Consider the following 22,874-nt stretch of genomic DNA (forward strand, 5'->3'; position numbering starts at 1 on the left):
CTCAAAACCTGTGGAAACCTACAGAAATGTAAAGAACCAGGAGAATGGACTATTGAATAAATCGTTACATTGTAATAAAATAAGGAATAGAGAGAATTAAAAGCAATAGAACAAATCGACATCCCTGTGGATTTGCGCTGCAAGTATTCGCGCCGTTCAATCAGTTCAAGTCCCATCGGCGGACGAAAAAAAAGAGATCCAAAAGGATCTCTCATTTTTTTCTTACCGGCGATGGGACTTGAACCCATACGACATCACTGCCAGTAGATTTTGAGTCTACCGTGTATACCAATTTCACCACGCCGGCGGTTATGAGGAAAGATAGCCTGTGTTTCCTCATCCTGTCAAGAAGCCTGAATATGAGAATTGATCTGAAAAGGCTTGACTTCTCCCCTTTTTTGTTTTTAAATTGAATATATAAAAAAATGAATATTGTGAGGTATTATTATGAAAAAAACATTAATTCTATTTTTATTGATGAGTGTGATTACAGGATTTGCAGCAGCTGAATCCATGGATTACAAAGATCCTGGAAATTTGAAAGCCCTGCTCGAATCGGATAGATCGGATTATCTCTTTCTTGATGTCAGAACAGATGCCGAGTATGCCGCAGGACATATTCCCTCATCAATTAATATTCCCTATGATACCCTGCCTAAAGCACTCCCTGAGGGGACTGAAAAAGACCAGCTGATCATTCTCTACTGCCGCAGTGGAAACCGATCCGGTGTCGGAACCAGAGCTCTCGTTAGGGCCGGATATACCAATGTTCAGGACTTTGGCGGGATCAGCAGATGGAGGGGGCCTCTAGAGAAATAAGCTTGTCAGCTTTTTTTGAATATTGTAAACCTATAAAATGATTAAGACACGACAGGTATTCAAGAATCCTAATATTGAATCTTTCCTATTCAGTATGTTTATATTCGGGGTATCTGTCGGGTTGTACGGCGGAGCCCTTAATAATTATTGAACCGAAATTCTGAATATTGACCGCTTCGGTAGAGGGGTCATTGAGTTCCTGAGAGAACTCCCCGGGCTCCTCTGGGAAAGAAATCTTATTTACATCGGCAGCCATCTTTGGCTTATGCAGCCTTTTCTATACAATGACCCTGCCGGCACGAGAAAAAACTCCCATTCCTTCTTGAGGTATAACAGGTAGTTTCGCTAAAATATCTCTATGGAGGAGATATATGTACCTGATCGGAACAGTTTTATTCTGGATCTTTTTTGGAATTACCATGGTCCTACTGTTTATACCAGCCTCAATCATATGGTTGGTGACCCTGCCTTTTGATAGAAATCACAGGGTTCTGCATTTCTATTCCTGTTTCTGGGGTTCCCTATACACCTGGTGCAACCCCTTTTTAAAGGTAAAGATTGAAGGGCTGGAGAAACTTAAGAAAGGGCAATCCTATGTGTATTGCCCTAACCATCAGTCCATGATGGATATTGTAATCCTTTACAGACTGTTCCGTCACTTTAAGTGGGTTGCCAAGAGAGTACTCATGAGAGTCCCTTTCCTGGGATGGAATATGTGGTTAAACGGATATCTGAGCATCGACCGTAATCGTCCTTCCAGCCAGATCAGAATGATGAAGAAGGGAGAAGCTTTGCTGAAGAGGGGGAGTTCCCTGATGATTTTCCCCGAAGGAACCCGATCTAAAGACGGGACTCTCGGCAAGTTTAGAGACGGAGCCTTTGTTCTTTCTCAGAAAGCGGATGTCCCTGTGGTTCCTATTGCCATTTCCGGCTCCAGATATGTCTTTTCTGATGGCTCCATACGATATTACAGGGTTTACCCCATGACCATTACCATCCTGGACCCGGTCAATGCAGCCGAGGCGGAAAGTGCTAAGGCTCTCGGGCGATTGGTGCGTCAGAAAATTGCTGAAAATCTTGGTCTGGAGGATCAATACTCTGAAGAATGAGACTAAAGAAATATCCCGAATCGGACTGGGTCTCCTGTTCCTTCTGGTGTTCCTGTCCTGTAGGACTGTTTCCCCTTTTCCCGTGGAGACGCTTATCTCACCACCCCTGCAGAAACCACGCTGGAAAGTAAGTGAATACAGCTCCGTTATGATTCTGGACTTCTCAGACTCGGTGGATTCTTCCATCCCCGTGGGTGGAGTCGCCTTAACCCTGGATTTATCCTCATTACACATTGAAATAATTCTGACCCCTGCAGATGCCTCGGGCAGGGGAGAAACCCTCTCTGCCCGGACCACAGAATTTGCCCGTCAGCAGGAAGTCCAGATTGCATTGAACGGCTCCCCCTATGATCCTGTAGATCTCCTGAACAGATCCGCCAGAGCCATAGATATTGTGGGACTTCAGATCAGTCATCGCCTTTTAGTTTCCCCCGGAGAAGACTCTTTTGATGCTCTATTTGTCCTGGCCGATGGAACATTAGAATTGGGTTCTCAGGCTCATATTCCAGAAGAGACCACCGATGCTCTTGGAGGATTTCATCTGCTTCTGCAAGAGGGACGGGTTCTGGGTGTGGAGGATGCCCGGCATCCCAGAACGGCAATAGGACTCAGTGAGGACGGAAGGACTCTTGTCATCGCTGTCTTTGACGGCCGTCAAAAAAACAGAGCCGGTCTTACCACGGAAGAGACGGCCCTGTGGATGAAGTGGCTGGGTTGTACCCGGGCATTGAATCTCGATGGTGGCGGGTCATCCACCCTTGTCATGATAGATAGGGACGGAGTTGTTCATGTATTGAACAATCCAGTCCACAGAGGACGGCCCGGCCTGGAAAGAGCCGTGGGCAACCATCTGGGAATCAGGCTGATCAGATAAGAAATCCCTTATCCTCCATTTCCTGAAGAGACACGATTACTTTAGGGCGCTTTATTTTTTTGGTTGTTGTCATCACCATGGGTTCATCCAGAATTCTGACCCGGGAGATCCTCTTGTAGGAGAGTAATTCCCTGTTCACTTCTTTGACAACATTCACCAGATCTTCCCTGATAACCTCGGTATTGCTGATGCTCAGTGAATCAAAATGCTCCTTCCCGGGATAGATGAGGGCTTCAATTCCTTCTCCCCGGGTTTCCTTGTTGGCCATATAACCGACGATAAGGATCTGATCGATCTGGGGATACAATTGGAAGTGATCTTCAATTTCTTCTGGAAAAACATTCTTTCCCCCTTCGGTGACGATCAGGGACTTGGCCCTTCCCGTGAGATAGAGGTAATTATCCTTATCCAGGTATCCCAGGTCTCCTGTCCTCAGGTATCCATCTTCGGTGAAGAGTTCTTTTGTCGCGTCTTCATTTTTATAGTATCCCTGGCAGCAGATCGACCCCTTTAGTATTATTTCACCGATGCCGTCACTGTCGGGATTCAGAATTTTCATATCCACCAGAGGGAATACCTTTCCGACGGATTTCAGTTTGAACGCATGAGCAGGATTCAACGTGGATATGGGAGAAGTCTCTGTCATTCCGTAACCCTGAACAAAGTCCAGCCCCAGTTCCTGATATCTCTGAAAGGTTTCCGGAGCCAGGGGACCGCCCCCGCAGATCATATATTTGATGGTGTACAGGTTTGCTTTTTTCAGTAGAAGGTTTCCGAATATTCTTTTTCCGATATTCATATCGAATACGTGTTTTACAAGTCCGCTGATCCTCATCAGGATTCCTATCAGGAGATGTGTGACCAGACCCTTAGAGCGGATCTGTTTCATCATGCCCTTTAGTATTTTATTGTACAGGAGGGGAATTCCCATAATGACGGTAATACCCCCTCTTTTAAGATCATTCATCATCTGAGTGACTGATAAACCACCTGCGAAAACCAGTTCACATCCGATGGCAAGGGATTCGAGGAACACCGCCGTCATGCAGTAGCTGTGATGAAGAGGGAGCAGGGCATAGAGGATGTCTTCGGGGAGTACTTCCAGAAAGGGTTTGTTAGCCTGGAAGGTATCGGAAGAAAAATTCCGGTGACTTAGCATGACACCCTTTTCATTCCCGGTTGTGCCGGAAGTAAACAGGATGGCCGCCATATCTTCTTCAACAGGTCCCGGGGGCAGTGTTTCTTTGGATTCCGGTAAATCCAGTATATAGTTATCACGGTCTGGTGACAGAGAAATCTTTGTCTGAACCGGGCTGCCTTTCACTCCCAGCTCATCAAAACGCTCCTTATCCACAAAAAGGACCGAGGCTTCTACAAAATCCAGTATGCTTGAAATTGTTTCCTTTTCCATCTGGTAATCCAGAGGCACTATGACCGCCCCCAGTTCCAGGACTGCCAGATAGGCTATGGCCCAACTGGGAGAATTCTTCCCAGTCAAAGCGACACGGTCTCCTTTGTTTATCCCCTGTTTTTTCAGATAGGAGGCTGTATTATGAATAAACCGGGAGGCTTCACGGTAGGTATAGTGAATTTCTTCCGGAGAAAAGGCGGTAAAACAGGTTTTTTCTGGAAACCTGAAATGGGAGAGTTTAAACATCTCCGGGATGGTTGGCCATTCTCCCTGGATATGTTCTCCTCTGTATTGATCAAGCCAGGACCAGCCATTTTCTTCCATGAGAGTCTCCTCAAAATTATCGTGTAGTATGGACACCAGTATAATCGTTCTCATTTTTTTGTACATTAAAAAATCAATTTCTCGAGAGGCGTTGCTCCTTTTCAATGTTTCTGATATTTCTGAGGTATGAACAAAATTGGTGCCGGCCTGGATTTCGGCAACTCAAACACAACCATTGCCCTCTATGATGGGAAAAATATCGAATATCTCTGTATCGATTCAGGTCTCAACAGGGGAGCCGTCATGCCGTCGGCCCTTTATATTCATAAGAACAAGGAATTTGAAACCGGAAGCAGAGCTCTCCTCCGTTATCTTGAAGAGAACACGGACCGGAAAATCCGTCTTACTGAGGTTGATGTCGGTACTATTGAGGTCCATATGGGAGAGATGGACCGGGATCATTTTATCGAGAGGGACCGTAGTTTCACCGCCACCCTCCACGCCCGGATTGACAGTGATATGCCGGGCCGCCTCTTCCGGGGCCTTAAAATGTATCTGGGTGAAAAAGAAGAGAAACGTTTTCGTATCTTTGATAAATATTTCCGTCTGGAAGCTTTGCTTAATATGCTTCTCAGAACAGTGCGTGAAAGTTGGCAGAATCAGGGTTATGAACTCTCCTCCATTCATATCGGCCGCCCGGTCCGCTATCAGGGCAGCTCGGAGAACCAGAGTAAACATGCCTTGACCAGGATGAAACGGGCTTTGTCTCTGGCTGAATATCCGGCTCAAGTCTTTCTGGAAGAGCCTGTAGCTGCCGCTTGGAGCTATCTGGATGATCACAAAATTTTACGGGATGAAACACTTCTGGTTTTTTATTTTGGCGGAGGAACCTTGGATCTGGCTCTCCTTCAGAAATCTGAGGGGCAGGGGTTCCGTGTTCTGAATACGGCCGGCCTCACAAGAGCCGGTGACTGGATAGACCGTGAATTGTACAGACAAATTATTTTTTCTCATCTTGGTAAAGGAACGGAAGTCCCCTTTTGGAAAGATGATGGTATTCGCTCCTCCTATCCCTTTCCTTTTTCCGACTTTGAAGAACTTCTGCTGAACTGGCAGAGTACTCATCTTCTGAATCAGGCCCGCTATCTGGAAGAGATCGACCGAGCCCTCCTGGTAGGAGGTGACGTTACCCTCCGGGTTGACCGTTTGAACAGACTGATTCGCTGTAATGGCAGCTTTACTCTGATCAAACTGATTGAACAGGCTAAAAAAGATCTGACCACTCAGGAAAGCACACGACTTGTATATCCAGAGATTGATCTTGATATTGAGATTTCCCGTTCCGATTTAAAAGGGGCTATTTCATCCCTGTTGGAGGAGATTCCTGAACTGATCGAAGGGCTCTTGAGGTCTTCCGGAATTGAAGATGTGAACAAAGTTGTGTCGACGGGAGGGTCTTCCCTGATTCCGGAGATTCGCAGAATCCTGGAATCCCGTTTCCCCGGAGTTGTCGAAGATTGGGACCCCTTTCACAGTATTGCCGCCGGGCTGGCTATTGTGGATTACAATTCCTGAGACTGTTTACTTTCTTATTTTTTACGAATGAGAAGATCCGGATTTTCCGGAAAACAACCCCGTTCCTGCAGATCCTTGATAAATCTCTGACCATCACTGTAATAGCCAGCCGTTTTTTTAATTCCGGGAGAGAGTGAATTCCAATAGCTGTTGAAGGCTGTCATACAGAGTTCCCTGCTGTATTTAGCAAACATAGAGGCCAGAGCCGTTTCAAAACAGAGGGCATCTGCTTTCACCTGAAAATCGATGAGACAATTCTCCATTTTATAACGGGAGAGCTCTTTCAGCTCTCTTAAGGCATTCAACCTTTTCCCTGGAAAGAGGGAAACCAGCCAGTCTCCGTAGTACCTCCTTCCCCCCTGCCGGTCAACTACGACCTGATCACTAAGAGAAACGGCCGATTTCAGGAGGGGGGAAAGTATTTCCTGACAGACTGTTGCTTTGTTACAGGTCTTATTCAGAAGCCTGTTGAATTCCTCCGCCGGCTGTACTGTGAGCTTGAGGGATTTGATAGTGATCCCTGCCCCAGTCAAAGCTATTTTCAGAGAGTCTACAGGCTGTTGCCCCTTTTCCTGATCAAGCTTGTAAGACAAGGGCAGGGTCAGGGCTTTAATGTTCGTATACCAGGGGATTTCCCCGGGAAGAGATTGACCGCTCAGAGTTTGAATAAAGGACTCGGCATTTTCTGCCTTCTCACCGGTGAACAATTCATAAAATGCCAGGACCGTCTTCTCCAGAACCTTCAGCTTCCCCGAGGTATAGATTTTCTTGCTGTCCCCCACGGCTAAATGCTTGTTTCCCGGTTCTTTTGATAGAATGGAGGAGCAACTTTTACGGGGATCCTTAATCACTCCATTGTATTCGAAGGACGTCGAGGCCCCACAGTAGGGACCTAAAATCGGCCCCAGTCCGGCTTCATCGATGCCGCTTTGAATCAAAACTTGAATATTCTGGAACCAAAAGGGGGAAGAATCAATTCCAGTTCTCCTGTTTTCATTCCCATCCGGCCTTCCCGGATTTGAGCCCCGCCGATTTTGTTGTAAATCTTCTGTTTCATCTCTTCCATATTCAGGCTGATCTGCTTCTTTTTGCTTGAAAGATTGAAGACTCCCAGGTATCCGTTGCTGTTAAAAACAACGCAGGGCTTTTTTTTATCTGGACTGTTCAACAGATGCAGACTTCCTCCGGTAAATCGTTTAAAAGAGGGAATCAGGTTTTTCAATTCCTCTGTTTGCTCCGGTGTCATGGCGGGCAGATCATTCGTTATCGTCAGGAATCCTCCGTTGATCAGCATCATCTGTCTCAGGGATTCTCCGGCTTGAGGGGGGTGAATTTCCTTGCTATCCGGGAGGGGGTAGGAACCCGGATTCAGCAGCCAGGGGTAGTGGCTTATATATGTATGATCAAGAATTCTGTAAAGCAGCTCGGGTATTTCTTTTTTGGATTTTCTCCGGGAACTCATATCAGAGTTGAATGACATCATGGATAATTGGTTTTCCTGAGTTATGAGAGGGAGCTCTTCGGTGCTTATAAATGCCTTTGAACCCAGGGTCTCTCTGAAAAAAGAGAGGGCTTCGTGAAGAGTCTCTCCTGTCTCCTTTTCATTATTATATCGGCGCCCTGGTAAAAGGAGGGAAGAGAGTCCCAGAAGATGAAATGCCTTGAAACCCCATTGGTTATTAAAAAGATCCAGAGTGCTTTTCAGGTAATCCTGAACCGCACTCTGGGTAAAGTCAAGGATATGAACCTTTTTGTTTTGATACTGACTGAGGAGGAGGGCATCTCCTTTCAGATCTCCCACAAGCCAATCGGGGTGAAGCCTTACCAGTTCTGACCCCGGCTCTCCATAGAAGGGTGCAAAACTGATGCCGGGAATCATACCATTGTGCCCAATCCTGCGGTTGAGAAACCCGATTTTCCCCTTGAATTCTGTCTGGAGGTTTTCCCAGTCACCAAGGCAGCCATGAATTCCATCCAGGCGGAGGATATCAAAGAAAATCCGCTGCTGCTCCATCCAGCTCAGATTGTCTTCAATGTACTTGAGGCGGAGGATCTGATTGTGCTTCCCCGTGGCAATCCAGGATGTTCTGGGCTTTTTCTTTGTTTCCCTTACTCCGGGGGCGGGCTGCAGGCCTGTTTCCTTTTCAGTGATCAGGATGGGGTCTAAATGCAATTCTTTTCCAAGGGGGAGAAAACAATTGAATTGCCAGTTGATTCTTATGGTGTGACGGGAGGTGTTGGCATCAAAAGTGATAACTTGCCTCATTTTTTTGTTGCGTTTGAACCTGATCGTTTCCTTCTGATCCGATATGGTCAGGGCAGGACTGCCGCGATATGTCCCACAGGAGAGAAAAGGGCTTTTTTGCCGGTTTTTAATTTTCATGGTAATCTGAATCTCTCTGAGATAAAGATCTTCAACGGCCCTGACAACTCCGGAAAGAATATTATTGGTATGACTCATTTTGATTTCCGCCGCAGGCAAGTCATAGCTGCTGTACTGATTGCCTGTGGGCCAACGTCCTATTGTTTTCTGCTTCTTAGGACCTTCGGAGCCGTATCTTATTGATATGTTAATTTGGCTTTTATCCAGTCTGAGAGATGAGCCCACAGTTCAGTCTCCTTCGGGAAGTCCTTCCCTTGCAATTATTTGATCCAGGACTCCCGCCGCGGCGATGATAACTGGGCGGCATTTTTCCTTTTCTGTTCGATGATTCGTTTTTAAGGGGGCGCAGAGCTCGCTGCCCATGAGTTTTCTGTAATTATCTATCAGTTCTTTCACAAGACCGTCATTATAGCTGCCTTCATGGGCTCTATCCCTGATGTATAGAGCACTGAGCACCATGGTTGCCGCTGATAGGGCTCCACATATATTGTCGGAATAACAACCGGCAGAAAGACCTGCCGACATTTTGAGAGCCTTTTTACTCAAACCCAGATTCCAGACTTGGTTTGCTCCATAGAGAATTGTCTCAGAGCAGCTAAAATCTTCTTCCAGACCAAATCCGTTTTCTATATATTCCTTCAGCATTTACTTTCTCCCGATTCCCGAAACCTGAGTTTTCTGCCTTTGATTCTAAGGTAATTACTCATTAACAAACAAATCATATTTTTCAGATAGTGAATGAGTGCATTATATCCCTCTCTCAGTATCCGTGGAAAGATAGTTCTGTTAGTATAAATCAGAGTCTATGAAAATTGATAATAAACCTGGCTTTATTTCTAGGACAGACAAGAGTCCCGCTTCCTCTATTCGGGCAGTGAAAAGCGCTCAATCAGGCTCCTCCCGCAGTTCCGCGGTTTTATCCTCTGTTCCGGAAGGATTCAGCAGAAGAGACATTTTTTTTACAAACCTTGAATCTCTTCTAAAAATTCTGGATAGAAAAAGCAATGTTCAACGATCTTTGATCCCTCTGCTGCAGCTTATGAAACAGCTTCCTACCGGTAAGGAGGGACTTCCGGCAGATACTTCAGACAGTCGCCTTCTTCTGACGGTAATCAGGCAGTGGAAAGGATTGTATGCTCCGGATCTTCCTGGAAAACTTCTCTCGGATCTTGAAACACTGGAGAGAGTTTTTCAGGAGGAAGAGGGGGAGAAATATTTTCTCATCCTGAAAGAAGATCCCCGACGGAAGATTCCTGAATTGCTTATCCGGGAAAAGAATTCCCGGGGAAAGGAAGACGGGACAGACCGGAAAACCGGCCATAGCCAGTTGGATCTCAGTCTGAATTTGAAAAGACTGGGTCCTGTCCGGGTCGTTCTGGAGGAGCGGGGGGAAATGAAGACCTGTCTCATTCAGTGTCAGGACAAGAAAAGCCATAAGATTATCCGTAGGAATCTGTCCCGATTAAAAGATCAGATCAATAAAAGAGGATTGACGCTTCACAATTTGAAGGTTCAGAAAAAAGATCTGTCCTCTCCTGATAAAACAGAAGAGGACGGGAAACATAGGATTATTTTATGGGGATAAACAAGTCGGTAGCTCTAAAATGGAATCGAGAATCCGATGAGGCGCCCCGGCTGATTGCCGCCGGGAAAGGCCCCCTGGCAGATCGAATTCTGGCCCTGGCTCTCGAGGCCGGTGTTCCCGTGCAGGAAGATACGGTCCTGGCGGAAACCCTGGCAGATGCTCCTGTCGGGTCTGAAATTCCTCCCGAACTTTATCAGCTGGCGGCGGAAGTATATCTTTTTTTGATGGACCTGGAAAATGCGGGAGTGCCCGGGTGATTGTTATTTTACATTTGCACTTCGAAGCATTTTTGCAAGGACACCCGGAAAAGCCTTGCTGAGAAAAAGGGCCAGTTTCACCTTGGGAGCGATCCCCATATAAATTTCCCGTTTGTTTTTCTCCAACCCTTTCAGGATGATACGGGCCGCTTTTTCAGATGAGATTCCCGCTGCCTGGTTCGGATCCATTTCGGCATGTTTCTCCCCGTTAGCTTTAAGGGCATTGATGGAAATATTGGTTTTTACGAATCCCGGTATGATAAAGTTGACATGGATTCCCTGGGAATGAAGTTCCGCTCTTAATCCGTCATAAAAACCCTGAAGGGCCATCTTGGAGGCGCTATAGGAGGTTCTCAGGGGAGTCGAGAATTTACCGGCGACCGAGCTGACCGGGGCAATGATGCCGCTGTTTCGGGCGATCATATAAGGGAGGACCGCCCGGGTCAGTCCGGCTGATCCGAGAAAGTTCACATCCATGATGGTCTTCATGACTTCAAAATCGGTTTCTGCGGCCAGGCTTCTCTGACTGACTCCGGCATTGTTGATCAGTACATCAATTCTGCCCCATCGGGCCTGAGCCTTCTGAGCCGCCTGGGTCAATTCCTCATGGCACCCGATATCCAGAGGGAGAATCAGAGTCCTGTCTTTATCTTCCCAATCGGCGGTCAGAGAATTCAGCATACCAGCAGATCGGGCGGAAAGAATGACCCTGCCGCCCCGAAGATAAATACTTTCAGCCAGGGCTTTACCGATTCCCGAAGAGGCTCCTGTAATCCAGCACACTTTATTGTTCCAAAACATGAAGGGGATTGTATCATATAAAATCAGTGAATAAAGATAAAAAAATATAGAAATACTGCCTTATTTGATTGGCAACCCTTGCTCTGTGACTTATAATAATACATATGAAGTTAAATTCTTATGTAAATATTCCCTTACCAACATTGAAACGATATCCCGTCTATTTCGGTTTACTGAAAGAATGCCGGGATAAAGGCGATGAATGGATTTCAGCCAGTTATATTGCCGGGCGTCTGAATCTAAAATCCATTCAGGTCCGAAAGGATCTGAGCTGTACGGGAGTGGTGGGAAAACCAAAAAAAGGCTTTTTAATTAAAGAGATGATGGATGCCATCTCCTTCTATCTGGGAGAAGGGAATCTGTCGGATGTTCTTCTGGTTGGAGTTGGAAATCTCGGAAAGGCCCTTCTGGCAGACCGGCGCCTCACAAGACACGGGTTTCAGATTGTGGCGGCTTTTGATGTGGACAAGGATCTGGTTGCTCATGATGTTGTCGGACTCAGGATTCAGCCCATGGAAAAACTTGAAGAGCTTACTAAACGACTGGGAATTAAAATCGCCATTCTTACTGTTCCTGAAAAAGAGGCCCAGCCTATTGCCGATTTGCTTGTGAAAGCCGGTATTCTGGGGATTTGGAATTTCTCTTCTCTCTTTCTGGATGTGGACTGTTCTGTGACGGTCATTAATGAAGATCTTGGATCAAGACTGGCGTTGCTGGCCGGCAGAGTAACGCATGGAAAAGGCTGTGAAGACGGCCCTCCTGCAACAGAACTGAGTAGTCTCTCCTTTAATAAATAGATTTTATAAATAGTTTTATTTGACCAGTCTCAGTGAGGGGCCTCCCTGTTGTGGCCTGTCCAGGGAAAAGACAATTGTTTTTCCATCTTCTTCGTGCTGACTGATCCTGATAGTACCGCCGCCCTCGTCCGATTCGACATGAACCAGCATCCTGTCTTCTTCATCTTTGGTGACAGTCAGAATCAGGCCCGCACCATTAATTTCTATCAATTCAGTTTTGTCAATATTCAGTGATCTTGCCATTTTTCTCAGTCTCCTGACGCTAATTGATTTGTTTAATTTCATCCGCCAGAATGGCGGCCCACTCTCTGCTTTCTTCTTCCGTTCTGTTTTCAAGATCATTAACCATAAGGGAGGGAAGTATCATTCTGTTGCCCAGACTTCTGAGTTTTGCTTCCAGAATTCTGACGGCTTCGCAGAAATAGGGAAACCGGGAGCTGCCTGAACCGAAGGCGGCAGCAAAATGGCCTTTCAGATCCAGATCATCCATGCCTATTTCAAAATCAATAAAATCGGATTGAAGATCACCATTACTCCAAGTAGAACTTCCGAGAATAATGAATTTGTAATCATTCAGGTCTTCCGGTCTTGTTTCAAATACATTTCTAGTTGTGACAGGAATATCTCTTTCTTCCAGGACAGAGGCAATGATCGCGGCCATTTTTGCCGTTTTTCCCTGCTTGCTGCCATACACAATGATTGCTTTTTCCATAGGACAATCCTACAGTATTCTTCATCCGCTGTGAACTCCTGCAACAGAGTTGCTTATAAAATGGATTCTTGGAAAATGGTGGATTTATAAAATCGTCTTCAGTAAAGCCGATCGTTGTTTCGCCAGGTTAATGAGACTGATTCTGTCCACAATATGGCGCTCACTCAAACCATGGGCAATTATGCCTGTTTCATCAACGGCCTTTAAGGCTATGAGAAGTTTGTTCTCTTCCACCTTCTTTATGGTAGCTTCTACGGTCACCGTTTCTCCGGGCACCGTCGGTTCTTCATGATTCACCTGGATCATGGAGCAAACACTGGTCACACCCTTGTGGAGCTGACTATCAAGAAGTGCCCATGATGTATCCAGCATGAGCTTGGTCAATGCAGCTGTCGAAAGAAGACCGTCATAGGTTTCCTTGGGGCCGATATTTTTCTGGAGAGTTATGGTTTTGCCCATTAGATCATTAAAACTCTTTTCCATAGATGTAGTCCTCCATATCTGAATTCTCGTACCCCTGAACTCGCTTGTCCAGGATAAAAACTTAGTTTACCGCTTCGCAGGGGGGAATGAGTTGTTTATACTGATTCTATGATTCACATTTTAAGGGAAACTGAGGATTTTCTTGTTTGTTACAAGGATGAGAACCTGGATTTTCATAATTCTGCAGAGAGTCCCGGTTTTTTTACCCTCCTGAAAGAACAGTTTCCCCAGGACACTCTATACCCGGTTCACCGTCTGGATAAGCCTACATCAGGTCTTATCCTGGCAGCCAGAAGCCGGGAAGCTGCTGTCGGGTTGGGTGAATTATTGTCCACTTCCCGGATCGAGAAATACTATCTGGCTCTTTCTGACAAGAAACCCAAAAAAAAGCAGGGATGGGTTATCGGGGATATGGAACGTTCCCGCAGAGGGCAGTGGATTCTGACACGGGGCAGAGACAACCCGGCACGAAGTTATTTTTTCTGCCGCATCCTTGAACCGGGACTTCGTCTGTTTATCATCAGAATTTATACAGGCAAAACCCACCAGATCAGGGTTGCCATGAAGAGTCTGGGATCTCCAGTCCTGGGAGACCCCGTTTACTATGGCTCCGGTCCAGTTCAGGACCGCATGTACCTCCATTCCTGGAAACTGAAATTTACCTGGAAGGATGAGCTCTATGATCTGGTTTGCCTGCCCCGGTCAGGCCGTCTGTTTCCCGAGGATCTTGGTGCCTTTCTTGAGGATCCCTCATGTCCGTTCTTTCCCTGAAAAAACCCAGTGATAACCCAGCATTTGTGAGACGGCTTATTTTTAAAATCTTCATCGGTCGTCTTTTTTGTGATTTCATCGATTTGCAGGCCCGCGGGAAAGTCTTTTTTGTGAAAACGGAAATCTGACTGATTGTTGGAAAACAGGAGATGTCCGCTTCCTTTCATCACCTTACAGCAGGCTTCTATCAATTCTTTGTAATCATTCTGAATTTTAAGGGTCCTCTCCATTTTTCGGCTGTTAGAAAAGGTGGGAGGGTCCAGTATGATCAAATCCCATTTGTCCTTCTTTCCGGCGGCATCCTCTAAAAATTGAAAGACGTCGGCTTGAACGAATTCGAAGGCCCCCGGGAGGAAATCATTCAGGCGGAAATTATTTTTGGCTTGCTCCAGATAAGGAGCTGAGAGGTCTACTGTGGTAATCCTTTTAGCCCCCCCCGAGGCGGCATAAACGGAAAATGATCCTGTATAGCTGAAAAGGTTCAGCACGGAGAGATCAAAGCACTCTTCTCTCACCATCTCTCTTGTGAGTCTGTGGTCTAAAAACAGTCCTGTATCGATGTAATCCCGCAGGTTTACCTGAAATTTCAGGTCATTTTCGTGAACAACCAGCTGATCCTGGTCATCCCCCAGGGGGGTATACTGTTCGTGGTCCTTCAGGCTCTGACGTTGTTTGACGATGAGCCGGTCCATGGGACAGTACAAGACACCGGCTATTTTTTTGAGTTCAGCAGCGCTGAGGACCAATTTTTCAGGACCTTCGAGTATACTCAGATGAATGTAATTGCCATATCGGTCTATCAACAGAGGAAGATTGGCAAAGCTTCTGTTGAAGATCCTATAGCAGTCGGTTCCCCTGCTGCTGAAGTAATTTCTCAAGTCCTGTTGTCGGGTTTTGAGTATTTTTAGGACACTGTCCAATGTTTCCTGGTTCATTTTGACTCCTGCCCCCAGCTTATCCTGCACCTGCCCGACTGGACAAGCACAGGACGGTAGTATTTCAGGATTCGAAGCGATTCATGTAGGGCAGGGAGGCGGCTATCTTCTTTGCCATATCCAATCGGCTCAACAGCAGAGCGCTACTGTCCCAGGTTCCTTCGATCAGGGCCTGCCGTCCTGACTCGGGAAGCATGATTGTGTAACTTGTACTGCCGCATTTGACGGTTTTTGCCAGAAGATTCAGTTTTATTTCAAGTGTACTGTCTGCCTCCAGGGCTGTTTGAATTTCCCTTATGTCTGAGGGAGACAGAGTGACCGCAGCCATACCGATCATGGTACAGTTTCCAGCAAAAATTTCTGCCAGGGATTCTGCCAGAACGGCCTTTATGCCCCATCTGAAGAGGGCTTGAGGAGCATGTTCCCGGCTGGACCCACAGCCAAAGTTATCGTTGACCACGAGAATCGCGGCTCCCCGTCTGTCTTCCTTGTTAAAGGGGTGGTCCTTAAGAGATCCGTCCTCTTTGAATCTTTCATCATAGAAGGGATAGTCTCCCATCCGGGCAAAGGTGATTTCTTTCAGATACCGGGCAGGTATTATCCTGTCCGTATCGATATCGTTGCCTCTGATTGAGATACCGGTTCCCTTGATAGATGTTATTTTTTTTACGCTCATTAGATTCTCTCCCTGATGTCGCTGACATGCCCGCAAAGTGCCGCTGCTGCCACCATGACCGGAGACATGAGGAGAGTGCGTCCCGAAGGGCTTCCCTGTCGGCCAATAAAATTCCTGTTGCTGGAACTGGCAGATATTTCATCTCCTATCAGTTTGTCAGGATTCATGGCCAGACACATGGAACAACCGGCCTGGCGCCATTCAAAACCGGCGTCTTCAAAGATTTTATCCAACCCTTCCTTCATTGCCTGCAGGCGGACGGGGATAGATCCGGGGACGACGATTCCTCTGACCTTGGGGTGAATCTTTTTTCCTTTGACAATTTCTGCAGCTGCTCTCAGGTCGGACATTCTTCCATTGGTACAGCTGCCGATAAAGGCGACCTGTACCGGGATGTCCCTGGCTTTCTGGCCGGGAGTCAGTTTCATATGAGCATAGGCTTCTTCCAGAGATTTCTTCATATCATTAGACAGGCCGCTGAGTTCAGGCAGGTTCTCATCCACCGAGACGCTCTGGGCCGGAGTGATTCCCCAGGTAACCATGGGAGAGATGTCGGCGGCATCAAATACTACCAGATCATCATATGTTGCTTCTGTATCAGAGGGCAGGGTCTTCCACCAGTTGACAGCCTTGTCCCAGGCCTTTCCTTCGGGACAGAACTCACGTCCCTTCAAGTAGGTAAATGTGGTTTCATCGGGGTTCACGTATCCCGCACGGGCCCCCCCCTCGATGGACATGTTGCAGACAGTCATACGGCCTTCCATCGACATGGAGTCAAAGACTTCCCCAGCATATTCATAGGCGTAGCCTAATCCGCCGCGAACACCCAGGCGGTTGATGATAAAAAGGATCACATCCTTGGGAGTGACTCCTTTGGGGAGTGTTCCGTTGACCTCTATCCTTTTAACCTTGAGTTCATCCATGGACAGACATCCCGTTGCCAGAACGTCCCGTACCTGACTGGTTCCAATTCCGAAGGCCAGAGTTCCGAAGGCGCCATGGGTGGATGTGTGAGAATCGCCGCAGGCAATGGTCATCCCCGGCTGAGTCAATCCTGTTTCAGGTCCCACGATGTGAACGATTCCCTGTTTCCCCGAGGGGGGATCATAGAATGTTATTCCGAAGTCCTTTGTGTTCTTTTCCAGGGCTTCCATCATCAGTTCTGCCTGATTGTCTTCGAAGGGCCGGCTTGTGAAGGAGGTGGGTACAATATGGTCACAAGTCGCAAAGGTTCGTTCAGGAAAGGCAACAGACAATCCCTCTTCCCTGAGGGCATCAAAGGCCTGAGGACTGGTCACCTCATGAACCAGGTGCAATCCAATGAGAACCTGATTTTGACCGGTCGGGAGAACACCCGCGTTATGGGCGTCCCAAATTTTGTTATAAAGTGTGTTTTTTGCCACAGTGTTGATCCTTACTTTATTATGGTTCTCTAATTGTAGGAATGATTCTCATCTTTTTCCAGATCTTTTGACCATGTTCGGGAGAATCTCTCTCTTTTCTTGATTAATCCGCCTCTACTCCCTTTTTAACAGGAATAATCTGAGCTGCTGAAGGATGTTGAAGCTTCCGGTTGATCTGGAATTCTATTTGTACTCCCATCCCCTAGCAGTTATAGTTAAGGGATGAGTAATAGGCTGGCTCTCTTTTTTTGCATGTACCTTTATACTGTGTTCTCTCTTTGTGCGATGGATGCTCATGGTTCTTCCAGTATCCGATTCCGGACTTATACCGTAGATGATGGCCTTCTCACCAACTCAGTCTATTCAATATATCAGGACAGCAGAGGTATTCTCTGGCTGGGAACACAGGATGGAATCAACTTTTTCGATGGTAATGAATTTTCGGTTATCGGTGAGAATTCGGCTGTCTCCAGCGGTTATGTCAATGACATCATAGAAGACTCACAGGGGGATATTCTTCTCTCTTCCACTTCCGGTTTATTCCGATATCGCCAGGATCAGGAAGTCGTAGAACCTTATGATGAAAGCCTCATGGCCTATGAAGTTTTGAAAACCATGCCCTTGGCGTCGGGAGCTCTGATCCTTTCGTTACTGGATAAGGGAGTCTTTGTTTTTGATGAAGGGAAGTTGACCCCTCTTTTTCAAAATCTTCAGGCGAAGGACCTGGCCTACAAAGATGATCTTGTTTATATGGCTACCGAAAAGGGTTTGATTGTTTATAATTTGATAAAGAGAAAAACGGAAGATATTCTGTTGAATGATCATAAGATCAATTCTCTAAAAATACAGGGAAATCTCCTTTGGGCAGGTTCGGATCATGGAATCATTTTGCTTGATCTGACAGATGGAACCGTCAAGCAGACCCTGGGTGATGACTTTTTAGTAACGACTATGGTGACTGACGATAAATCAGGGATATGGATGGGAACCGCATCGGGAGGTCTCCGTTTTTATCAGGATGGGGCATACAATAATCCTCGAACCTTTGAAGAGGACAGCACCATCCTGTCTCTTTACATCGACCGCTCTGACAACCTCTGGGTTGGCGTTCTGGGAAGCGGTTTGAAGAAAATTGATATTCACAGACTCGGTTTTTCCTATCTGGGAGCCGAAGAGGGCCTTGATAATACCATCGTTGTCTCCTTGTGGGAGGATGAGGATCAAAGCCTCTGGATTGGAACCTTTGGTGGTGGACTCTATCATTATTCATCCGCCAGGCTTCTTCTGGAACGATTCGTGTCAAATCCTGATAAGCCTGGGTCACTTGGAGATAACCGGGTTATGGGCCTTTTCCGTGACAGCCGAAATAGATTATGGATTGGAACAAAAAATAATGGTCTTTTTTATAAGGATGGAGGGAACTTTATTCCGGTTTCCCAAACTTACAGCAGTGTTTATACCATTGCGGAAGATCAAAGAGGTCGAATCTGGGCCATTACTCAGGGGGGAGGCGTCCATCTCCTCAGTCAGGACGGAACGCTCCTGCAAACTCTCAAACCGCCTCTGCTTCCATCACGATCTTTCAGGACCATGATGATTCAAGATGACCGGGTATACCTGGGTTCGGTAGATGCCGGATTGATTGTCCTGGATCTGGAGGGGAATCTGATCAATCATTTTTCCCCAGAGGCAACCAGCATTCATGGTCTGTCCGGGGCACATGTTATCAGCCTTCTTAGCTCTGAAGATGGAACCCTCTGGGTGGGTACGGCCACAGGAGGTCTTCATCGCTACGACCCTCTGTCCGAAACGTTTCAGAACTATACGACAGATGATGGAATGCCCAATAATACGGTGTATGGAATTCTGGAGGATGGCGAGGGAAGGCTCTGGACCAGTACCAATAAGGGTCTGGCACTTATTTCTCCCGAGTCCATGGATATCTCAATTTTTACGATGTCCGACGGTTTGCAGAGTAATGAGTTTAACAGCGGTGCGTCCCTGCGTGGAAAGAGCGGAACTCTTTTTATGGGAGGGGTTGGTGGGCTCAGCTATTTTGATCCGGAGATTGTTGAAACTAATAAAAATGCTCCGGAAACACTGCTGTCCGGGTTGAGTATAAACAATAAAAAGATCTCTGTGAAAGAAAAAATCCATGACAGAATCCTTTTACCAAAGGCTCTTTATCTTATGGAGGAACTGAAACTGACCCAGGACGAACTGGTCATTACCTTTCATTTCAGGGCGCTTCATTATTCAGAACCCGAAAAGAACAGTTACGCCTACTATCTGGAAGGATTGGAACCCGATTGGAATTATACTGGAAACAGCCCTAATTCTACCTACACAAAGCTTGCCCCGGGAAGCTATCGTTTCCACTATAAAACTGCCAGTTCAGACGGTTTCTGGTCTCAGGAAAAGTCACTCAAAGTGGTTGTAGAGTCAAGATTTTATCAAACCTTGATTTTTAAGGTTTTTCTGGTCATCGTCTTGCTGGGATTTCTTCTTCTATTACTGCGATTGAAAATCCGGAAGACTGAGGAAAAGACGAATCTTCTGGAAGAAAGAGTAAAGGAACGAACCATGGAACTTGAACAGGCCCTCAACCGGGAAAAGAAAATGAGAGATGTTCTTAACGTGGGAGAAAAAATGTCCTCCCTCGTCAGTCTGACGGTCCATCTCGCTCATAATCTCAATACCCCCCTGGGTTCCAGCTTGACAGCCCTCTCTTTTTTAAAAACCTCCCTGGAAAAAAGCGGTGCCGATCCTACTCAGAAGGATAGCTGCGACATGGCTCTGGAGGGAACAAAACAAGCAGTACAGATTGTCAATCAGTTATCCAGTGCTTCCAGTGCTCAGGCACTCCCCACTCCGGTACTGTTCAATCTCAGTGAAATTCTGGATGAATACATTGGTCAGCATTGGAGTCATGCCCTTCGCAAGACTGGAATCCATTGTATTCTGGATTTTCCGAAGACAGAGCATGTCATTCTGGGATCCATCAGCTCACTCCAGGAGATTCTGGACAGCCTGATTGGCAATTCTCTCCAGCATGCCTTCAAGGATCTTGAAAAAGAGAAGGAAAAAAAGATTTCACTGAAGCTTGTGTATTCTGATAAAGAGGCTCTTCTTATTTACCGTGACAATGGCAAGGGTATCAAAGATGAAGTATTAAGCAAGATCTTTGAACCCTACGAAGGGAGTCATGCTTCGGGTAAGACTGGTGTTGTCGGCATGGGTTTATTTCTGGTCTATAACCTGATTAAACTGCAGTTTTCGGGCAGTATCAGTAGTGTCCAGGACACTGAAGGGGCCTGTTTTCATATTAGGCTCCCTTTAATCAAAGAGAAGCGGGTATAATATTCTATGAGTATTGATGGAGATAAGAGTTTACATTTCAGCTCAGATATAAAAGAACATAAGGAATCTGTTCCTGAAGACCCCTGGAAGATCCTGATCGTGGACGATGAATCCATAATGCACTCCGTAACAAAGCTTGTTCTGAGGGATTATCGGTTTGAAGGGCGAAAACTTCATTTTCTTTCAGCCTATTCTTCTATTGAAGCCAGGACAATCATAAAGGAAAACCCCGATATAGCGGTTGCTCTCATCGATATTGTCATGGAAGAAGACAACAGTGGACTCCAATTTGTCCATTGGTTACGGGATGATCAGAAAAACAGAGAGATTCGCATTATCCTGCGGACCGGACAACCTGGACTCGCTCCGGAAAGGGATATCATTCAGCGTTACGAGATTAATGATTATAAAGAAAAAACTGAGCTTACAGATGTCAAACTGATAACATCTTTAACAGTGGCAATCCGTGGATTTCGGGATCTTCATGTGCTGAACCGGAACCGGCATGGTTTTCAGAAGATTTTGGCTGGGGGTACCGAACTCTGGTCGACAGAGAATACCCGTGACTTTCTATTCCGTATTCTTCAGCAGTATCAGCGGATTGCCGCAGGAGAATCCGGTCTTATCCAAAAGGATTCTCTGATTATTCAGAATGGGGACATGGGCTGCCGAATCCGTCTGGGGACTGGAATCTATGCAGAACAGGAAGGCTCCTCTCTGAGTGAGGCGTATGACAGTGAGTTTGCCCCCCTCATCAAGGAGTGCGCCCGGGGGGGCAGTATTATATATGTCTTTCCCTTTCTGGCCTGTGCTCTGGGTACCCGGCAGGATGAGGGCCTTTATCTCATCACCCGTCTGGGAAAAGCCCCGGATAAAACGGATCATAACATTCTGTCGGCCTTTTTGATGAACACCTCTCTGGCCATGGATTATTGGATCCTTTCGGTGAGCCGTTCCCGATCTCAGAAGAAAATGCTCTACTTTCTCTCCGAGGTCATAGAACAGCACTTTGCCGAGACGGGGAATCATATCCGCAGAGTCTCTGAAATGGTATATCTCATGTCAATCAAGCTGGGCATACAAGAGGACCAGGCTGAGAATTGGAAAATGGCTTCCATCCTCCATGATCTGGGCAAGATTGGTATTCCTGATCATATTCTGAAGAAACCAGGCAAACTCAGCTATGAAGAGATGGTCATCATGAAATCCCATGTACAGATCGGGTATAAAATGCTCAGCTCCAATAAGGATGAGTTCTTTCCCGATGCCGCGGCTATTGCTCTTTCACACCATGAATGCTGGGACGGCAGCGGTTATCCTGATGGTCTCAGGGGAGACGAGATTTCCCGTCCAGCCCGGATTCTGGCGGTTGTTGATGTTTTTGATGCCCTGACGCATAAACGTATTTATAAAGAAGCCTGGAAAATGGAAGAAGCCCTGAAATTCATCCTGGAGAAAAAAGGCCGGGATTTTGAGCCGGATCTGGTAGATTTGTTTCTCGAAAATTATGAGGAGATGAAAGGAATTCTGAATGCCTACCCTGATTAAAGCATTCCTTCTGTTTATAATTTCTCTCTCGCCTCTTCCAGCACAGGAGCTCAATCTGAGCCGTCTTCCCTTGCAGGAAACCTATGCCGATAGTCGTTCTGTGCTTTATGAAATAGTGAATACCCCCGAATCCGAGTGGTTCAGCCCCAATGAGAATATCACGGAGGAACCCGATCAGGATCTCTGGCTGAAAATTCCTTTGGAGACGGTTCAATTTGAGACTGATTTTTATCTGACAGAGCACAAAGGCCTGCGTTTCTGGGAGTTTTTTCTGATGAAAGGAGATTCCCTTGTTCACAATGCTCAAGTGGATTGGACCCAGCCTCATCAAGGCAGTTCGTACCAGGCCATTCTATACCGGGGATTTACCTACGCACCGGTTACACAGTATGCGGGAGAGGGATATGTTCTCTTCATTCATATCAGGAAGCAGTATCAGTCACAATATAACTTTATACTGAGAAGTTATGAAAATTTTGTTAAGAATCAGCAGACCTGGTCACTGATTCAGGGACTTGGCCTGGGATATTTCTTCGTCATTCTCCTCCTTTCCATACTTTTGATTATCAACATGAAGTATATTATTAATTGGCTTTTTTTACTCCTGGTTCTGTTTTCGGGTCTTAATATCCTGTTTTTATCGGGTCTGGGACCTTATCTTACTGTTCTTGTTATTCCCAGAATCTCTCTGCTGTTCTGGTTTACTCTGATGGGACTTTTCAATCCTGCTGTCATACTTTATCTGCAATCATTCCTCGCATTATCAGTCGAGAAGAAAGGCATCAGATATTATTTTGTATTCCTACTTTGTTTATCCATAGCCCTGTCTCTTGTCCCCTTGTTTGCCCCTACTGATAAAGTCCAGTTCTTTGTAAATCTACAGAACATCTTCTCCTCTCTGCTGATCGGAGTCGGGTTGATCTGGCTGACCGCTAAAAAAATCAGACCGGCCCGGTGGCTTCTCGCAGGATGGTTCTTGTATCTTTTCGTAACCTACCTGGGATATGTTCTGTCTCAAATGGACGAAAGCAGAACCATGATATCCCCTGTCTGCTCTTTTCTGGGACAGGGCTTTCTAGTCATGCTCTTTGGAGGGGCCATGATCATGGAC

Annotated in this window: 23 protein-coding genes and 1 tRNA gene; 11 read left to right on the top strand and 13 right to left on the bottom strand. The window is 46.3% G+C overall.

Annotated elements, in window-relative coordinates; genetic code table 11:
• Positions 1-248, bottom strand: a 248-nt coding sequence (locus PF479_RS13310; RefSeq protein WP_298007416.1) for a hypothetical protein, incomplete at its 3' end; no start/stop codon positions are given.
• Positions 224-307 (bottom strand) — tRNA-Leu (locus PF479_RS13315). The genes PF479_RS13315 and PF479_RS13310, both read right to left, overlap by 25 nt.
• Positions 308-447: 140 nt before the next feature.
• Here PF479_RS13315 and PF479_RS13320 point away from each other — a divergent pair.
• The 3 genes from PF479_RS13320 (at position 448) to PF479_RS13330 (ending at position 2,802) form a co-directional block, all read left to right on the top strand.
• Positions 448-819 carry a rhodanese-like domain-containing protein gene (locus PF479_RS13320; protein ID WP_298007418.1) on the top strand — a complete coding sequence of 124 codons (372 nt, stop codon included), beginning with the start codon at positions 448-450 and terminating at the stop codon, positions 817-819.
• Between the two features lie 371 nt (positions 820-1,190).
• Positions 1,191-1,928, top strand: a complete 738-nt coding sequence (locus tag PF479_RS13325) for a 1-acyl-sn-glycerol-3-phosphate acyltransferase (RefSeq protein ID WP_298007420.1) — start codon at positions 1,191-1,193, stop codon at positions 1,926-1,928.
• Entirely contained in the window at positions 1,885-2,802 is a 918-nt protein-coding gene (locus PF479_RS13330) for a phosphodiester glycosidase family protein (protein WP_298007422.1), read from the top strand. Before PF479_RS13325 ends, PF479_RS13330 begins: the two co-directional genes overlap by 44 nt.
• Here the strand turns inward: PF479_RS13330 and PF479_RS13335 are convergent.
• Entirely contained in the window at positions 2,795-4,537 is a 1,743-nt protein-coding gene (locus tag PF479_RS13335) for an AMP-binding protein (protein WP_298007424.1), read from the bottom strand. The two genes, PF479_RS13330 and PF479_RS13335, sit on opposite strands and share 8 nt — an antisense overlap.
• A gap of 126 nt (positions 4,538-4,663) precedes the next feature.
• On the opposite strand from PF479_RS13335, the gene PF479_RS13340 reads away from it, so the two are divergent.
• Positions 4,664-6,052, top strand: a complete 1,389-nt coding sequence (locus PF479_RS13340) for an Hsp70 family protein (protein WP_298007426.1) — start codon at positions 4,664-4,666, stop codon at positions 6,050-6,052.
• Positions 6,053-6,066: 14 nt separating this feature from the next.
• Here the strand turns inward: PF479_RS13340 and PF479_RS13345 are convergent, their stop codons facing one another.
• Genes PF479_RS13345 through PF479_RS13355 form a run of 3 tightly spaced genes read right to left on the bottom strand, consistent with a single transcriptional unit; the run spans position 6,067 to position 9,080 of the window.
• Complete coding sequence (locus PF479_RS13345) at positions 6,067-6,990, bottom strand: hypothetical protein (protein WP_298007428.1); 924 nt, start codon at positions 6,988-6,990, stop codon at positions 6,067-6,069.
• Positions 6,987-8,660: an alpha-galactosidase gene (locus tag PF479_RS13350; RefSeq protein ID WP_298007429.1), complete on the bottom strand. Its 1,674-nt coding sequence runs from the start codon at positions 8,658-8,660 to the stop codon at positions 6,987-6,989. Before PF479_RS13350 ends, PF479_RS13345 begins: the two co-directional genes overlap by 4 nt.
• A gap of 3 nt (positions 8,661-8,663) precedes the next feature.
• Positions 8,664-9,080: a C-GCAxxG-C-C family (seleno)protein gene (locus PF479_RS13355; RefSeq protein WP_298007431.1), complete on the bottom strand. Its 417-nt coding sequence runs from the start codon at positions 9,078-9,080 to the stop codon at positions 8,664-8,666.
• A 160-nt stretch (positions 9,081-9,240) separates the two neighbouring features.
• Here PF479_RS13355 and PF479_RS13360 point away from each other — a divergent pair, with 160 nt between their 5' ends.
• Together PF479_RS13360 and PF479_RS13365 are read left to right on the top strand one after the other, a co-directional pair.
• Positions 9,241-10,020 (top strand): flagellar hook-length control protein FliK, encoded by a 780-nt coding sequence (locus PF479_RS13360; protein ID WP_298007433.1) that lies wholly within the window; start codon positions 9,241-9,243, stop codon positions 10,018-10,020.
• Positions 10,011-10,277 (top strand): EscU/YscU/HrcU family type III secretion system export apparatus switch protein, encoded by a 267-nt coding sequence (locus tag PF479_RS13365; RefSeq protein WP_298007435.1) that lies wholly within the window; start codon positions 10,011-10,013, stop codon positions 10,275-10,277. Before PF479_RS13360 ends, PF479_RS13365 begins: the two co-directional genes overlap by 10 nt.
• Before the next feature lie 3 nt (positions 10,278-10,280).
• Here the strand turns inward: PF479_RS13365 and PF479_RS13370 are convergent, their stop codons facing one another.
• The gene (locus PF479_RS13370; RefSeq protein ID WP_298007437.1) at positions 10,281-11,078 is read right to left on the bottom strand and encodes an SDR family oxidoreductase; all 798 of its coding nucleotides are present in this window, start codon (positions 11,076-11,078) and stop codon (positions 10,281-10,283) included.
• Positions 11,079-11,182: 104 nt separating this feature from the next.
• On the opposite strand from PF479_RS13370, the gene PF479_RS13375 reads away from it, so the two are divergent.
• Positions 11,183-11,875 carry a redox-sensing transcriptional repressor Rex gene (locus PF479_RS13375; protein WP_298007439.1) on the top strand — a complete coding sequence of 231 codons (693 nt, stop codon included), beginning with the start codon at positions 11,183-11,185 and terminating at the stop codon, positions 11,873-11,875.
• A gap of 15 nt (positions 11,876-11,890) precedes the next feature.
• Here PF479_RS13375 and PF479_RS13380 read toward each other — a convergent pair whose 3' ends face one another.
• The 3 genes from PF479_RS13380 to PF479_RS13390 all read right to left on the bottom strand — a co-directional run bounded on the left by PF479_RS13380 (position 11,891) and on the right by PF479_RS13390 (position 13,070).
• A complete protein-coding gene (locus PF479_RS13380; RefSeq protein ID WP_298007441.1) occupies positions 11,891-12,118 on the bottom strand; it encodes a hypothetical protein in 228 nt (75 codons plus the stop codon).
• Between the two features lie 19 nt (positions 12,119-12,137).
• Entirely contained in the window at positions 12,138-12,587 is a 450-nt protein-coding gene (locus PF479_RS13385; RefSeq protein ID WP_298007443.1) for a flavodoxin domain-containing protein, read from the bottom strand.
• An 84-nt stretch (positions 12,588-12,671) separates the two neighbouring features.
• Positions 12,672-13,070 carry a hypothetical protein gene (locus tag PF479_RS13390; protein ID WP_298007445.1) on the bottom strand — a complete coding sequence of 133 codons (399 nt, stop codon included), beginning with the start codon at positions 13,068-13,070 and terminating at the stop codon, positions 12,672-12,674.
• A gap of 108 nt (positions 13,071-13,178) precedes the next feature.
• Between PF479_RS13390 and PF479_RS13395 the strand changes: the two genes are divergently transcribed.
• Positions 13,179-13,841, top strand: a complete 663-nt coding sequence (locus PF479_RS13395) for a TIGR01621 family pseudouridine synthase (RefSeq protein ID WP_298007447.1) — start codon at positions 13,179-13,181, stop codon at positions 13,839-13,841.
• On the opposite strand, the gene PF479_RS13400 is transcribed toward PF479_RS13395, so the two are convergent.
• From PF479_RS13400 to leuC, 3 genes are all read right to left on the bottom strand, one after another.
• Positions 13,748-14,776, bottom strand: coding sequence for a class I SAM-dependent methyltransferase (locus PF479_RS13400; RefSeq protein ID WP_298007449.1), 1,029 nt, complete (start codon positions 14,774-14,776; stop codon positions 13,748-13,750). The two genes, PF479_RS13395 and PF479_RS13400, sit on opposite strands and share 94 nt — an antisense overlap.
• A gap of 64 nt (positions 14,777-14,840) precedes the next feature.
• The gene (gene leuD, locus PF479_RS13405) at positions 14,841-15,452 is read right to left on the bottom strand and encodes a 3-isopropylmalate dehydratase small subunit (RefSeq protein ID WP_298007451.1); all 612 of its coding nucleotides are present in this window, start codon (positions 15,450-15,452) and stop codon (positions 14,841-14,843) included.
• Entirely contained in the window at positions 15,452-16,855 is a 1,404-nt protein-coding gene (gene leuC, locus PF479_RS13410; RefSeq protein ID WP_298007453.1) for a 3-isopropylmalate dehydratase large subunit, read from the bottom strand. Before leuC ends, leuD begins: the two co-directional genes overlap by 1 nt.
• A 222-nt stretch (positions 16,856-17,077) precedes the next feature.
• Here leuC and PF479_RS13415 point away from each other — a divergent pair, with 222 nt between their 5' ends.
• The 3 genes from PF479_RS13415 to PF479_RS13425 form a co-directional block, all read left to right on the top strand.
• Complete coding sequence (locus tag PF479_RS13415) at positions 17,078-20,215, top strand: sensor histidine kinase (protein WP_298007455.1); 3,138 nt, start codon at positions 17,078-17,080, stop codon at positions 20,213-20,215.
• A gap of 6 nt (positions 20,216-20,221) precedes the next feature.
• Complete coding sequence (locus tag PF479_RS13420) at positions 20,222-21,763, top strand: HD domain-containing phosphohydrolase (protein WP_298007457.1); 1,542 nt, start codon at positions 20,222-20,224, stop codon at positions 21,761-21,763.
• Positions 21,747-22,874: 7TM diverse intracellular signaling domain-containing protein (locus PF479_RS13425; RefSeq protein ID WP_298007459.1), on the top strand; the 1,128-nt coding region annotated here is incomplete at its 3' end. The genes PF479_RS13420 and PF479_RS13425, both read left to right, overlap by 17 nt.

This window comes from Oceanispirochaeta sp. (genome assembly GCF_027859075.1).
Classification (GTDB): domain Bacteria; phylum Spirochaetota; class Spirochaetia; order DSM-2461; family DSM-2461; genus Oceanispirochaeta.

Coding starts and splice junctions, on each gene's coding strand:
- PF479_RS13320 (WP_298007418.1), top strand. CDS start 448: ATGAAAAAAACATTAATTCTATTTTTATTGATGAGTGTGATTACAGGA.
- PF479_RS13325 (WP_298007420.1), top strand. CDS start 1,191: ATGTACCTGATCGGAACAGTTTTATTCTGGATCTTTTTTGGAATTACC.
- PF479_RS13335 (WP_298007424.1), bottom strand. CDS start 4,537: ATGGAAGAAAATGGCTGGTCCTGGCTTGATCAATACAGAGGAGAACAT.
- PF479_RS13340 (WP_298007426.1), top strand. CDS start 4,664: ATGAACAAAATTGGTGCCGGCCTGGATTTCGGCAACTCAAACACAACC.
- PF479_RS13355 (WP_298007431.1), bottom strand. CDS start 9,080: ATGCTGAAGGAATATATAGAAAACGGATTTGGTCTGGAAGAAGATTTT.
- PF479_RS13360 (WP_298007433.1), top strand. CDS start 9,241: ATGAAAATTGATAATAAACCTGGCTTTATTTCTAGGACAGACAAGAGT.
- PF479_RS13365 (WP_298007435.1), top strand. CDS start 10,011: ATGGGGATAAACAAGTCGGTAGCTCTAAAATGGAATCGAGAATCCGAT.
- PF479_RS13370 (WP_298007437.1), bottom strand. CDS start 11,078: ATGTTTTGGAACAATAAAGTGTGCTGGATTACAGGAGCCTCTTCGGGA.
- PF479_RS13375 (WP_298007439.1), top strand. CDS start 11,183: ATGAAGTTAAATTCTTATGTAAATATTCCCTTACCAACATTGAAACGA.
- PF479_RS13380 (WP_298007441.1), bottom strand. CDS start 12,118: ATGGCAAGATCACTGAATATTGACAAAACTGAATTGATAGAAATTAAT.
- PF479_RS13385 (WP_298007443.1), bottom strand. CDS start 12,587: ATGGAAAAAGCAATCATTGTGTATGGCAGCAAGCAGGGAAAAACGGCA.
- PF479_RS13390 (WP_298007445.1), bottom strand. CDS start 13,070: ATGGAAAAGAGTTTTAATGATCTAATGGGCAAAACCATAACTCTCCAG.
- PF479_RS13395 (WP_298007447.1), top strand. CDS start 13,179: ATGATTCACATTTTAAGGGAAACTGAGGATTTTCTTGTTTGTTACAAG.
- PF479_RS13400 (WP_298007449.1), bottom strand. CDS start 14,776: ATGAACCAGGAAACATTGGACAGTGTCCTAAAAATACTCAAAACCCGA.
- leuD (WP_298007451.1), bottom strand. CDS start 15,452: ATGAGCGTAAAAAAAATAACATCTATCAAGGGAACCGGTATCTCAATC.
- PF479_RS13415 (WP_298007455.1), top strand. CDS start 17,078: ATGAGTAATAGGCTGGCTCTCTTTTTTTGCATGTACCTTTATACTGTG.
- PF479_RS13420 (WP_298007457.1), top strand. CDS start 20,222: ATGAGTATTGATGGAGATAAGAGTTTACATTTCAGCTCAGATATAAAA.